Here is a 12,705-nt window from a genome sequence, read left to right as displayed (position 1 = left end):
ACGCTACCGTGCGCGTCTTCTTTGTGCAGACAAACGTTTCATCCAGCGGAATGAGGCTTCAGTGATCGAGGACGGCGAAGAGATTCCGCTGCTCGGCGGCGACGTGACCGAGGGCCTGGTGCGCGTCGGCGACACGGTACGGCGCCCGCCCGGCGAACGCGCCGAACTCGTTCAGGACGTCCTGCTGCACCTGGAGAAGGTCGGGTTCGACGGCGCACCGCGTTTCCTCGGCATCGACTCGGCCGGCCGCCAGGCGCTCACGTACGTCGAGGGCGAGGTCGCGGGCCGCCCGCGGCCGCCGTGGATCGCGGACGAGGAGCGGATGGTCTCGGTCGCGCGGCTGCTGCGTGCGTACGACGACGCGGTCGAGGGATTCGGCATCCCGGAGAACCTGCCCGCGCCGATCGAGCCGCCCGGTCTGCCGGACCTGAACGATCCGCCGGAGCTGGTCGGCCATCAGGACGTCACGCCGGAGAACGTGGTCTTCCGCGAGGGCCGCGCGTACGCCCTGATCGACTTCGATCTCGCCCGCCCGGTGAGCCGGGCCCGTGAGTTCGTGAACCTGATGCTGTGGTGGGCCCCGCTCGGTGCCGAGGCCGATCTCGACCCCGAGTTCCGCGGCCTCGACCGTCCCCGCCGCTGCCGGCTCCTCGCCGACGCCTACGGCCTCTCCCCCGCCGACCGCGCCCGCGCACTGGAGCTCACGATCGGTTTGAACGAGCGCGCCTGGCACACGATGAAGTACCGCGCCGACACCCTGGGCGGCGGCTGGCAACGGATGTGGAGCGAGGGAGTCGGCGACAAGATCCGCGCACGGCAGACCTGGCTCGAGGAGAACTCCGACTCCCTCACCACCGCACTAGTCAGCTGACGGCAACCTCGTCCTTGACCTGTTCCGGAACCGACGTCTTCCGGTCCCGCATGAGGACGAGCGCCAGCACCGCCGACCCGAGGACTGCCACCGCGCTCACCACGAAGGTGCCTGACATCGCCTCCGCAAAGGCCTTCCGGGCGATGTCAGCCAACCCCGCATCACCTACAGCGAGCGCCTCACCGATCGACCGCCGCGCCGCGGCGGGGACCGAGTCCGGCATCTTGGCGGTGAAGTTGTTCGCCAGCGTCGACCCCAGGATCGCGATCCCCAACGCCGCGCCGGCCTGCTGGACGGTGTCGTTCAACGCCGACCCGACACCGGCATACTCGTGCGGCACCGCACCCATCAGCGCCGCTGTCGCCGCCGGCTGAGCCAGTCCGGCGCCCACGCCGAACACACCGAGCGCCAGAGCGACCATCCCGAACCCGTCATCCGCAGACAGCGTCGACATCACCCAGAAGCCGCCTGCCAGCACGACCAACCCGGCAACAGTCATCGGCCGGTTCCCGATCTTCTGACCGAGCGTCGCCCCGACACCGTTCACCAGGATGACCGCCACCGCCATCGGCGCCATCGCCAGACCGGCCTTCGTCGGCGAGAACCCGAGCACGAACTGCAGGTACTGCGTCAGCGCCAGAATCAACCCGCCGTTGGCGATCTGCAGCAGCACCAGCGACAGGCTGCCACCGCTGAAGTTCCGGTCGCGGAAGAGCGCCAACGGCACCATCGGTACCGGCGTCCGCAGCTCCCACACCACGAACAACGTCAGCCCAGCAACGGCGACCGCCAGCATCGGCCAGGACAGACCGTGCTCCGGCAGGTCGATGATCACCCACACCAGCGCCACCAGTCCGACCATCGACAACAGCGCGCCGATCGGGTCCGGCTTGCGCCACGGCCCCTTCGACTCCGGCATCAGGATCACTGCCGCCGCAATCGCCAGCACCGCCACCGGCACGTTGATCAGGAACACCGATCCCCACCAGAACTTCGCGATCAACGCACCGCCGAGCACCGGCCCGCCGATCAGCCCGACCATCAGCACCGAACTCCAGATCGACATCGCCTTCCGGCGTTCGTCGTCGTCGAAGACCGTGATCAGCACCGACAGCGTGCTGGGCATCACGACCGCCCCGCCGACGCCCATCAGCACCCGTCCTGCGATCAGCATCTCCGGAGTCCCGGCGTACGTCGCCAGCAGGGACGCGGCGCCGAAGATCGCCAGGCCGGCGATCATCACCTTCTTACGCCCGTACCGGTCGGACAGACTGCCGGCCGTCAGCAGCAGGCCGGCGAACACCAGGATGTAGCTCGCGACGATCCACTGGATCTCCTGCGCGCTCGCACCGAGGTCCTCGGTCAGCACCGGGATCGCGACGTTCAGGACGCCGTTGTCCAGCACCAGGACCATCGTGCTCAGGCAGAGCACGATCAGAATCAGCCATCTGCGCGGATGCCGAGCGGTCATCGCGCACCTCCTCGGGTCGTTACTTGAACAGTGTTCAGTTTGCCTGAACAGTGTGCAATTAGAATTGAACGCTGGTCAAGTCCTGCACAGTGTTCAGTGATCGGCTAGGGTGGTTGCCGACGAGGAGGTACGACGATGGCGAGCGAGGAGTACACGTCGGTCTGGACCCGGCCGAAGCGTGGCCGGCGCCGTGAACAGCCCGCGCTGACCCAGCAGCAGATCGTCGCGGAGGCGATCAAGCTGCTGGACGCCGACGGGCTGGAGGCGCTCACGATGCGCAAGCTCGGCGCGGCGCTCGGCGCGGTGGCGACCGCGGTCTACTGGCACGTCGCGAACAAGGACGAGCTGCTCGAGCTCGTCGTCGACGAGGTGTACGGCGAGGTCGAGGTGCCGACAGTGGCCGATCCGTCGGCGTGGCGACCGGCGGCAGAAGCCGCGGCGCGCAGTGTGCGCGCGATGATCGTTCGGCACCCGTGGGTGGCGCCCACGCTCGCCGACGTGGGCATGAACTACCTCGGGCCGAACCTGATGCGGATCTCCGACGACCTGCTCGGCACCTACCTGGCCGCCGGCTTCGAGCTGATCGAGGCGGACCAGGCCGCCAACACCGTGCTCGGCTACGTGATCGGCGTCGCGTCCGTCGAGGCCGCGACCGTCAGCAAGCTCAAGCGCACCGGCAAGGACATGGCCGCGTGGCAGGCCGAGGTCTGGCCCGCCGCGGTCAAGGCCGCCGAGCCGTACCCGCACATGCGGGCGCTGTACGCCGCCAACAGCAACACCGACCTCGAAGCAGGCGGCGAGGACAACTTCAGCTACGGCCTCGCCAGGATCCTGGACGGCCTCGAAGCTCGCCTGTGACGCGGGCGGGTTGCCCGGGGTCATCACCACCCCGGGCAACCGACCAGGTCAGCGGGTGATCTTCACCTCGGCGCCGCTCTTCGCCGACTCGTAGATCGCCGACAGCATGCGGGCCATCTCCAGGCCCTGCTCCGCGGTCGCGTCGGCCGGGATCTCCCCGCGGCAGATCTGCAGGAAGTGGTCGATCTGGTTCGCGAACCCGACCCGGAAGTCGAACCCGAGCGAGTCGATCTGCGGCTGGACGTGCAGCAGGGTGTCGTGCCGCTCGGTGATCATCAGCAGCTCCGGCTCGATCTCCGCGCCGCCCTTGTCACCGTGGATCCGGACGCTGATCTCGTTGCGCGCGTGCAGCGAGTACGACGTTGCCACGTCGAGGACCGCCCCGCCCTCGAACCGGATCTGCGCGGTCGCGAAGTCCTCGACCGTGTTCGGCCGCGCCGCCGACGCAGCCTTGTAGCGGGTCAGGTTCTGGATGTTGTCGCGGGCACCCAGCAGCGTGAACGTCGCACCGGACGCGGACACCGCCTTCGGCATCCCCATCAGATACCAGCACAGGTCGATGATGTGGACGCCGAGGTCGATCAGCGGACCGCCGCCGGACAGCTCCACGTCACCGAACCAGCCGCCGGGGTTGCCGGCCGTCCGCAGCAGCGTGGCCCGGGCCGCGTAGATGTCACCGAACTCGCCCGCGTCCAGGAACCGCTTGGTCACCAGCGCGTTCGGCGCATACCGCCGTACGTACCCGATCTGCAGCGCCTTCCCGGTCTCCTCGACCGCCTTCACCAGCGACTCGGCCTCGGGCACCGTGACGGTCATCGGCTTCTCGACCAGAACGTCCTTGCCGGCCCGCAGTGCCGCCTCGGCGATCGGGGCGTGCAGCGTGTTCGGTACACACACGCTCACCGCGTCGATGCCCGGGTCCGAGAAGATCTCTGCGGCGTCGCCGGTCACCCGCTCCACGCCGAACTGCTCAGCACGGGCCTTCGCCCGCTCGAGGTCGACGTCGCACACGGCGACGAGTTCGGCCTGGGGGTTCTGCTGGTACGCCTTCAGATGCTCGACAGCGATCGAGCCGAGCCCGATCACTGCAATCCGCGTCGTCATGTCACGCCACGCTTTCGGTCAGTCGGATGATGTTCGCGAGCGAGCGCTCGATGGCCGGCAGCGGTGCCTCCATGCCCTCGAACTCCAGGCTCACCGGTACGTCGGGCTTGGTGGCGGCCAGTGCGAGCAGGCCCGGGAGGTCCACGTCGCCGTGCCCCGACACCGTGCCGAGCAGGTAGTCGCCGGCCAGCGTCTTCAGCCAGCCGTCTCCCGCCGAACGGCGGATGTGGAAGTCCTTCACGCCGATCGACGCCGCGACGTCGATCAGTCCGGCGGCGGTCTTGCCGGGCACCTCGCCGACGCACAGGCCGTTGCCGAGGTCGAGCGTGACCCGGAAGTTCGGGCGGTCCACGGCGTACACGAGCCGGGCCAACCGGTCGCTGCCGTTCATGAAGAAGCCGTGGTTCTCGATCGTCGACACGATGCCCAGGTCCGCGGCGTGGTCGGCGACCGCACGGCAGCCCTCGACGACCTTCTCGAACGTCGACTCGAACTCGCCCGGGTCCTGCTCACGCCACGCCCACGGCGCGACGTCGTGCCGGAAGATCCGGGCACCGAACCGGTGCGCGACGTCGAGCTGCCGGCGCAGGCGGTCGATCTCCGCGCCGTCGGCGGTCCGCAGATCGCCGCTGACCAGGTAGTTCACGATCGGTACGCCGATCTCCTCGGCGTGCTTCGCCGTGTCGCGGACGACGTTCTCGTTCTCCAGGTAGTACTCGCCGTCCATCGCGGCGACCTCGATGTGCCCGGCCGAAGAGGCCGCGACCCAGTCCAGGACCGCGATCAGGTCCATCTCGCCGCTCGTCATGAGCTGGCGGAAGCAATACGAGCTGACTCCTAGCTTCACTGCGTGGTCCTCTCGAGTTCGTGAGTGATGTCTGCCCACGGACTGGGGTAGTCGTGGACACCGTAGATACCTGAGCTGCACCGGTCGAACGCATTGCCGACCGCCCCGAGCACCACTGCCTCGCGCCCCAGCGCCGAGGCGACGAAGGGTGGGCGCTCGGGGAAGACCAATTCCTGCTCGACCGCTGCCGCGAGCGGACGAAGCAGAGCGCCGCTGTCCTGCAAGGCCCCGCCCCGCACGACCACGACCTCGGGATCGACGACCAGCAGCACGGTCGCGATCCGCCCGGCGATCTGCGCGCAGAAGTCCTCGACCTCCGCCTGCGCATCGACGTCGCCGGCGGCGGCCGCGCTCAGCACCTCCGCACTGGTCGGCCGCACGGACCACACCAGCTGGCCCCGCTGCGCATTGCGCGTCCAGCGCATGCCGCGTTGCGCGCCGAGCTCGCCCGCGAGCCGGTGGCGGCCTTGCCGAATGACTCCGTTCAGGACGATCGACACGGACAGCCGATGACCGATCTGGAGATAGACGACATCGGAGTACCCACGGCCGGCGCCGCCGCGTTGCTCCGCCAGCGCCGCTAGCTTGATGTCGTTGTCCACGACGATCGACTGTCCGAGATCCTTCGCCAGCAACTCCGCGACGGGCAGGCCGACCAGGTCCGGCATCGCAAGGCTGGCGCGCAGGCGACCGTCGGCCTCGACCACGCCGGGCAGGCCCACACCGACCGCACGGAGACGTCCCAGATCGATCGACCGGCCCGCGTCGGCTGCGGCCTCGAGTGCGCGTGGGATCAGCGAGAGATCCGCCTTCCGCTCGGGCTCCAGTTCGGCGTACCCCATCCGGCGACCGGACAGGTCGCAGATGATCGCGCGTGCTCCACGGGGACCGAGGTCGACGCCGGCGACCAGTCCGGTCTCGCGGGCGAACCGGAAGGCCCGGGCAGGCCTGCCCGGGCCGACCGTCGCCGGGCTGGCCGCCTCGACCAGCCCGATCTCGAGAAGGTCGTCCAGGACGGCGTGCACAGTCGGTCGCGACAGGCCGGTGCCCTCGCTGATCGCCCCGACCGTGCGCGCCTCGTCGGCGTCGGCGAGGAAACGCAGGCACGCGACCTGGTTCGCAGATCGCTCCGCCTGGGCGGCGCCGCGTGCAGTGTCCATCGACCCCAACCCATTATGGAACCGGCTTTAATAAAGACGGTAGCAGAACGCACGACCGCAGAGCAACGAACCTCCGGAACCAACCGCCAGCCCATCACAATTGCCGCAGCGCGAGGGGTCCCAGCGCGACGAGCGCCGCCGGCCCGGGACTGTGATGGCCTGGCGGTCGCCTAGCGCTGCAGGATCGTGCGTTCGGCGACTGTCCAGGTGGTGGTGGTCAGGAGATAGAGCCCGGCCGCCAGCGGTACGAAGGCGGCTGTCAGCAGCGTTCCGAACGGCAACAGTTGGGCGACCCGTCGTGACAACGTGGTCGCCGATGAGTCCAGCTGCCTTAGCTGGAGTCGTGCCGAGAACCAGGCGACCACAGCGAGTAGCACCGCGATCACGACGTACGCCGGGGTGCCGGTGAGGATCGGCCAGTGCACGCCGAGCGGGGCGCCGAGCAGGTTGCCGCTGATGAGCTGGTTCGACTCCCCCGCCACCATGGTCCGGGAGAACAGCGTGTACATCAGCCAGAAGAACGGCAGCTGCGCGAGCGTCGGCAGGAAGCCGGCGAACAACGACGTACCGGACTCCGTCTGCAGCTTCGCCACCTCACGCTGCAGGCGCTCCGGGTTGTCGCGATGCCGCTCGGTCAACTGCTTCAGCCGCGGCATCAACTCCGCGCGGGCCTTCAACCCGCGATGCGCGCGCACGCTCAGCGGGACCAGGGACAGCCGTACGGCGAGGGTGCACAACACGATCGCGATGACCGCGGCGTACGCACCGGCGAACGGTTCGAGAGTGGCGACGAGGGACGTGAGCAAATGATAGGCACCGGCGACCGGTGCCTCCAGAAAGGAAGGCACAGCAAAACTCCACGAGTGTGTAGGAACAGGTAGCGAGGTGGAGCGCTACTGTCCCGGTGCTCGTGGGCGTGGCCGACCGGCCGCGTCGGGATCGCGCAGCCGGAGGAAAACAGTCTGCTCGGCGCGATCCCGGACCGAGGTGGCCCGGGCGAGCAGCGGCGCGGCGGTGTGCACGGACCAGCGTGCGGACGTCCGCGCGACCACGACCAGCGCCAACAGCAAGGCCGCCGCCGTGAGCACGGCGGCGGCCAGTGAAGCCGTGTCGAACACAGGGATCACCGACGCGACCACGCCGGCGATCCACTGCGTCATGACATCAGTCCAGGTAATCCCGGAGGACCTGCGAGCGCGACGGGTGGCGCAGCTTCGACATGGTCTTGGACTCGATCTGGCGGATCCGCTCGCGGGTCACGCCGTACACCTTGCCGATCTCGTCGAGCGTCTTCGGCTGGCCGTCGGTCAGACCGAACCGCATCGAGACCACGCCGGCCTCACGCTCGGACAGCGTGTCGAGGACCGCGTGCAGCTGCTCCTGGAGCAGCGTGAACGAGACCGCCTCGGCCGGCACGATCGCCTCGGAGTCCTCGATCAGGTCACCGAACTCGGAGTCGCCGTCCTCACCGAGCGGCGTGTGCAGCGAGATCGGCTCGCGGCCGTACTTCTGCACCTCGATGACCTTCTCCGGGGTCATGTCGAGCTCCTTGGCGAGCTCTTCCGGAGTGGGTTCGCGACCGAGGTCCTGCAGCATCTGCCGCTGCACACGGGCCAGCTTGTTGATGACCTCGACCATGTGCACCGGGATGCGGATCGTGCGGGCCTGGTCGGCCATCGCACGGGTGATCGCCTGCCGGATCCACCAGGTCGCGTACGTCGAGAACTTGTAGCCCTTGGTGTAGTCGAACTTCTCCACCGCGCGGATCAGACCGAGGTTGCCCTCCTGGATCAGGTCCAGGAACAGCATGCCGCGACCGGTGTAGCGCTTGGCCAACGACACCACCAGGCGCAGGTTGGCCTCGAGCAGGTGGTTCTTGGCGCGCCGGCCGTCCTCGGAGATCCACTCGTACTCGTCGCGGACCTTCTCCTTGAGCTTGGCGGCCTCGTCGGCGATCTGCTCCTCCGCGAACAGGCCGGCCTCGATCCGCTTGGCGAGCTCGACCTCCTGCTCGGCGTTCAGCAGCGGGACCTTGCCGATCTGCTTCAGGTAGTCCTTGACCGGGTCCGCCGTGGCGCCGGCGACCATGACCTGCTGCTCGGGCTCGTCGGTCTCGTCGGCCTCGGAGACGATGAAGCCCTGGTCCTCGGTGAGCTCCTTCTCCAGCGGCTTCACTGCTTCCGGGCTGAAGTCGGACTCGTCCACCTCGTCGAGCGCGCGCGGCTTCCCGGTCTTCGGGTCGATCGACAGACCCGCCTCGGACACTGCCTTCTTCGCCGTAGCCTTCTTGGCAGCGGCCTTCTTCGCGGGGATACCGTCCTCCTTGGTGCCGGCGGGCTTCACCGCCGCCTTCTTCGCGGCCGCCTTCTTGGCAGCGGGATCGGTCACTCGGGCGCTGGTCCTCGGAGCCGTGCTCCGGGCCGTGGCGGCCACGGCGCGGGCCGGCTCGGCGGGAAGATTCTCGGACGAGCTGGACGACACGAATTACCTCTCGTCTGACGCAGGGTTTGTACGACGGTACGACGTTGTGTTGCTGAGTCTTGGGGTACTGCGGTTCGCGGCTGCTCGCTGGTCAGGCGGCGGCAACAGTCCATTGTAATCCGCGAACCAAGCCCAGGCGTCGCGCGACCCCCCGAGGACGTCATTTCAGGGGGCCGCCGCCGTCGATCGTCTCACCCGTTGCGGGTCTGCCGCAGTGGACGCGCCACCACCCGCTGCCGAACCACCTGCTGCTCCTGCTTGAACTGCCGCACCTTGACCAGCGACGCCACGTCGATCACGTCCGCGACCGACTTGAACGCGCCGTCCTCGCCGTACGGCTCGGAGGCCTCGCGCCAGCCGCGCGGCCGGACCTTCAGCTGCTTGCCGAGCAGCGCGACGAAGATCTTCGCCTTCTGCGCACCGAACCCCGGCAGTGCCGACAGCCTGGCCAGCAGGTCGTCCCCCGACTTCACGTCGGACCACAGGCCCGACGCGTTCCCTGCGTACTGGTCGTCCAGGTGCTTGGCCAGTGTCTGGATCCGGGCCGCCATCGCGGTCGGGAACCGGTGCACGGCCGGCGGACCGGCCACCACCTCGACGAACGCGTCCGGGTCGTAGTGCGCGACCGTGGCCGGGTCGAAGGGACCGATCATCCGCTTCGAGATCGCGACCGGGCCGGCGAACGCCCGCTCCATCGGAATCTGCTGGTCGAGCAGCATGCCGACCAGCAAGGCGAACGGATCTCTGCTCAGCATCTCGTCGGCGTCGGGCTGCTGCGCCAGGCACAGCTTCCTGCTGCGTGTCGAAGTCACCTCAGTCCTCCCCTTCCTCGGCCTTCACGGCCAGCACCGGACACGGAGCATCGAGCAGCACCCGCTGCGCGTTGCTGCCGAGGATGAGCTTGCCGACCGGGGAACGGCGCCGCAGGCCGATCACGATGAACTCCGCATGCACCTGCTCGGCGACGGCCACCAGGTCCTCCGCCGGGTCCAGGCCACGCACCAGCTGCCGTACCTCGTACGGCACACCGGTCGAGTCGAGCTGCTCCCGTACTTCCGTCAACGCGGCGTCACTCGCCGCAGCCTCGTCGCTGTCGAAGCTGCGCCCACCTCGGTGCGAGTTCACCACCACCAGCTTGGCGTCCCGCAGCGTTGCCTCCTCCGCTGCGCGCCGAAGGGCCGCACGGCCTTCCGCCTTCGGCACATAACCCACGACGATGGTCGTCATCGCCCTGCCTCACCTCCGGGTGTGTGTCGACCCGTCTCGAACGATACTGCTCCCGACCGCAGTCGGCATCCGCTGCATTTGCACCTGTTGTGTCGCACCGGTGACGGAGGGCTGCCGGTGCCCGGGTCCTACCCGCGGCGGGCCCGCCTAACCTTCCGGTGGCCACACCTTTGCAGGGCTGTCACCAAATGCGCCACCCCTGTAGTCCGGGTCGTTATCGAACTCGCCCGGAAACCGTCGATCCCGTTGCCTTGGGCAAGATCGAACGGGTTCCGCCAGAAGGACCGGGGTTCCGCGACCGCTGTCCTACGTTGTCCTACGTACAGCCGGCGTACGAACCGGTTCAGTCCACCGGCCATTCGTGCACCGGCGTGTTGTCGTGCATGTGGTCGCGGTACCGGCGGAGCATCCCGCGCAACGCGTCCTTGCGGCCGTGCGATCCCTTTGTATACAGGCGGTGGAACTCGTCGGCCTGCCACGACGCGCCGTTGCGGCCGGTCAGGCAGCGCTGCTCGATGATCCCGAGCAACCGGTCCCGTACGGCGACGTCCGCCCCCCAGGCGTCGAGGCCGCGAACCGCCAACGGCAGAAGGCGTCTGAGCACCAGCTCGGTCGCGCGCGCCGTACCGACGCCGGGCCAGAACACCTCCGCATCGATGCCGTTGCGGGCCGCGGCGTGGAAGTTCTCCTCGGCGGCGCTGAACGACATCTGCGACCAGATCGGCCGTTCGTCGTCGGCCAGCGCACGCACCAGACCGAAGTAGAAGGCGCCGTTGGCAATCGTGTCGACGACGGTCGGGCCGGCCGGCAGGACACGATTCTCCACGCGCAGATGCGGCTTCTCCCGGACAACGTCGTACACCGGCCGGTTCCAGCGATAGATCGTCCCGTTGTGCAGCCGCAACTCCGAAAGGGCCGGCGTGTCACCGCGGTCCAGGACGGCGATCGGATCCTCGTCCGAGGTGACCGGCAGCAGCGCCGGGTAGTACCGCGAGTTCTCCTCGAAGAGGTCGAAGATCGAGGTGATCCATCGTTCACCGAACCAAACCCGCGGCCGGACGCCCTGCGTCTTCAGCTCGTGGGTGCGCGTGTCGGCGGCTTGTTCGAACAACGCGATGCGCGTCTCGCGGAGCAGCTCCTTGCCGAACAGGAACGGCGAGTTGGCCCCGACCGCGAGTTGCACGCCGGAGATCGCCTGCGCGGCGTTCCAGTACCGCGGGAACGCCTCCGGTGTCACCTGGAGATGGAACTGCGTCGACGTACAGGCGGCCTCGGGGACGATGCTGTCCGCGGTGACCTGCAGCCGTTCGACGCCGTCGATGGAGATCTGCACGTCCTCGCCGCGGGCGGCGAAGATCTGGTCGTTGAGCAGTGCGTACCGCGGGTTGGTGCTGAGCGCGTCGCGGCGGATGTGCTCGGTGAGGAGCGTCGGCAAGATGCCGATCACCACCATCGACGAGCCGGTCCGGGCGGCCTTGTCCTCGGCGGCGTTCAGGCTCTCCCGGATGCTCGACTCCATGTTGTCCAGACCGAGTCCGTCGATCTGGCCGGGCGGCACGTTGATCTCGATGTTGAACTGCCCGAGCTCGGTCTGGAACGCGTCGTCCTCGATCGCGCTCAGCACCTCGGCGTTCTTCATCGCCGGGTCGCACTTCTCGTCGACCAGGTTCAGCTCGATCTCGATCCCGGTCATCGGCCGTTCGGGCGCGAACCGGTTCTCGCGCAGCATCCGCGCGAAGGCGTCCAGATTGCGGTGCACCTGTTCGCGGAACGCGGTCCGGTCCGCTCGGGTGAACTCGACCCGGTCGACTTCCTCACCCATCAGCGCCTCCCCTGGTGGCTCCTCCGCTCAGTGTGCACGAAGGTGCCCGTTGATGGGCGGTTCAATCGCGTGGTGGACTCACACCGGGTAGACGATGAAGTGGTCCCGCTCGATCCGCACCGGCTCCTCCCCCGCCCCGGCCAGTACGTCGGCGAGCTCGGACAGTACGTCGGGACGCAGCTGGAGCACGTGCTCGCCGGGGTGCTTGTCGGCTCCCATCTCGTAGTCCTGCCCTGGCTGACTCGTCAGCTCGATGTGCGCGCCCAGGACCCACTCCACCGGATTGCCGTCAGCAACAAACGCGGCCAGCCGCGCCACACTCGCGCGGAACGCGGGCCAGTCGAAGACGTACAGCCGCCCTGGATAGAGCGAGTCGCCGCTGAACAGGATCCGGGTGCTCCGGTCGTACGCCGCGATGTGCGACACGTGGTGTCCCGGGATCGGCACGACGTCGAGCAGCCGTCCGCCGAGGTCGAACTGCACTACACCGTTCGGCCAGTCGGCGAGCCCGAAGTACGCCGCGACCTCCTCGGCGGACCTGCCGACGGGCTGGTCGAACTCGCCGTCGCCGCCGACGTGGTCGCCGTGGCCGTGGGTGTGGGCGACGACCAGCTCCCGCTCCCCCGCCAGCTCCTCGATCAGCGGGCGGAGCGGCACATGCCCGGTGCCGGTGTCGAGCAGGAGGGCGCGTTCGTCACCGAGCAGCAGGTACAGGAACGGGCCCTCGAAGTTGGTTCGGAGCGATTGGCGGATGATCGCCGTGCGCTCGTCGTACCAATGGATCTGATGGTCGGGAGTGGACGGGTCGGTGCCGTCGTCCCAGTGGTCCGGGAAGGTCATGCCGAAATTGTCGGTGATGGCAGG

At 68.5% G+C, this 12,705-nt stretch carries 13 protein-coding genes; 2 read left to right on the top strand and 11 right to left on the bottom strand.

Features of this window, described 5'->3' with window-relative positions:
* Positions 1 to 61: 61 nt before the first annotated feature.
* Positions 62 to 871: a phosphotransferase gene (locus tag E0H45_RS15180; RefSeq protein WP_131337985.1), complete on the top strand. Its 810-nt coding sequence runs from the start codon at positions 62 to 64 to the stop codon at positions 869 to 871.
* On the opposite strand, the gene E0H45_RS15175 is transcribed toward E0H45_RS15180, so the two are convergent.
* The gene (locus tag E0H45_RS15175) at positions 864 to 2,342 is read right to left on the bottom strand and encodes an MFS transporter (RefSeq protein ID WP_131337984.1); all 1,479 of its coding nucleotides are present in this window, start codon (positions 2,340 to 2,342) and stop codon (positions 864 to 866) included. The two genes, E0H45_RS15180 and E0H45_RS15175, sit on opposite strands and share 8 nt — an antisense overlap.
* 135 nt (positions 2,343 to 2,477) lie before the next feature.
* Between E0H45_RS15175 and E0H45_RS15170 the strand changes: the two genes are divergently transcribed.
* A complete protein-coding gene (locus tag E0H45_RS15170; RefSeq protein ID WP_131337983.1) occupies positions 2,478 to 3,200 on the top strand; it encodes a TetR/AcrR family transcriptional regulator in 723 nt (240 codons plus the stop codon).
* 48 nt (positions 3,201 to 3,248) lie between these two features.
* On the opposite strand, the gene E0H45_RS15165 is transcribed toward E0H45_RS15170, so the two are convergent.
* The 10 genes from E0H45_RS15165 to E0H45_RS15120 form a co-directional block, all read right to left on the bottom strand.
* On the bottom strand, positions 3,249 to 4,304 hold the full coding sequence (locus E0H45_RS15165; protein ID WP_131337982.1) for a Gfo/Idh/MocA family protein: 1,056 nt from the start codon (positions 4,302 to 4,304) through the stop codon (positions 3,249 to 3,251).
* Position 4,305: 1 nt separating this feature from the next.
* Positions 4,306 to 5,112, bottom strand: coding sequence for a sugar phosphate isomerase/epimerase family protein (locus tag E0H45_RS15160; RefSeq protein WP_131337981.1), 807 nt, complete (start codon positions 5,110 to 5,112; stop codon positions 4,306 to 4,308).
* 35 nt (positions 5,113 to 5,147) lie between these two features.
* Positions 5,148 to 6,311 (bottom strand): ROK family transcriptional regulator, encoded by a 1,164-nt coding sequence (locus tag E0H45_RS15155; protein WP_131337980.1) that lies wholly within the window; start codon positions 6,309 to 6,311, stop codon positions 5,148 to 5,150.
* 170 nt (positions 6,312 to 6,481) lie between these two features.
* The gene (locus E0H45_RS15150) at positions 6,482 to 7,159 is read right to left on the bottom strand and encodes a YidC/Oxa1 family membrane protein insertase (protein WP_131337979.1); all 678 of its coding nucleotides are present in this window, start codon (positions 7,157 to 7,159) and stop codon (positions 6,482 to 6,484) included.
* A 45-nt stretch (positions 7,160 to 7,204) separates the two neighbouring features.
* A complete protein-coding gene (locus E0H45_RS15145) occupies positions 7,205 to 7,471 on the bottom strand; it encodes a DUF6412 domain-containing protein (RefSeq protein WP_131337978.1) in 267 nt (88 codons plus the stop codon).
* Between the two features lie 4 nt (positions 7,472 to 7,475).
* On the bottom strand, positions 7,476 to 8,792 hold the full coding sequence (locus tag E0H45_RS15140; protein WP_131337977.1) for an RNA polymerase sigma factor: 1,317 nt from the start codon (positions 8,790 to 8,792) through the stop codon (positions 7,476 to 7,478).
* A gap of 191 nt (positions 8,793 to 8,983) precedes the next feature.
* Entirely contained in the window at positions 8,984 to 9,604 is a 621-nt protein-coding gene (locus tag E0H45_RS15135) for an HhH-GPD-type base excision DNA repair protein (protein ID WP_131337976.1), read from the bottom strand.
* 1 nt (position 9,605) lies between these two features.
* Positions 9,606 to 10,019 (bottom strand): universal stress protein, encoded by a 414-nt coding sequence (locus E0H45_RS15130; RefSeq protein ID WP_131337975.1) that lies wholly within the window; start codon positions 10,017 to 10,019, stop codon positions 9,606 to 9,608.
* A 343-nt stretch (positions 10,020 to 10,362) separates the two neighbouring features.
* Entirely contained in the window at positions 10,363 to 11,841 is a 1,479-nt protein-coding gene (locus E0H45_RS15125; RefSeq protein WP_131337974.1) for a glutamate-cysteine ligase family protein, read from the bottom strand.
* A gap of 78 nt (positions 11,842 to 11,919) precedes the next feature.
* The gene (locus E0H45_RS15120) at positions 11,920 to 12,681 is read right to left on the bottom strand and encodes an MBL fold metallo-hydrolase (RefSeq protein WP_165546480.1); all 762 of its coding nucleotides are present in this window, start codon (positions 12,679 to 12,681) and stop codon (positions 11,920 to 11,922) included.
* Between the last annotated feature and the right edge of the window lie 24 nt (positions 12,682 to 12,705).

Source organism: Kribbella soli, assembly GCF_004331345.1.
Taxonomy (GTDB): Bacteria; Actinomycetota; Actinomycetes; order Propionibacteriales; family Kribbellaceae; genus Kribbella; species Kribbella soli.
Note: the sequence above shows the minus strand (reverse complement) of the source record. Positions and strands in the feature narration are given on the sequence as shown.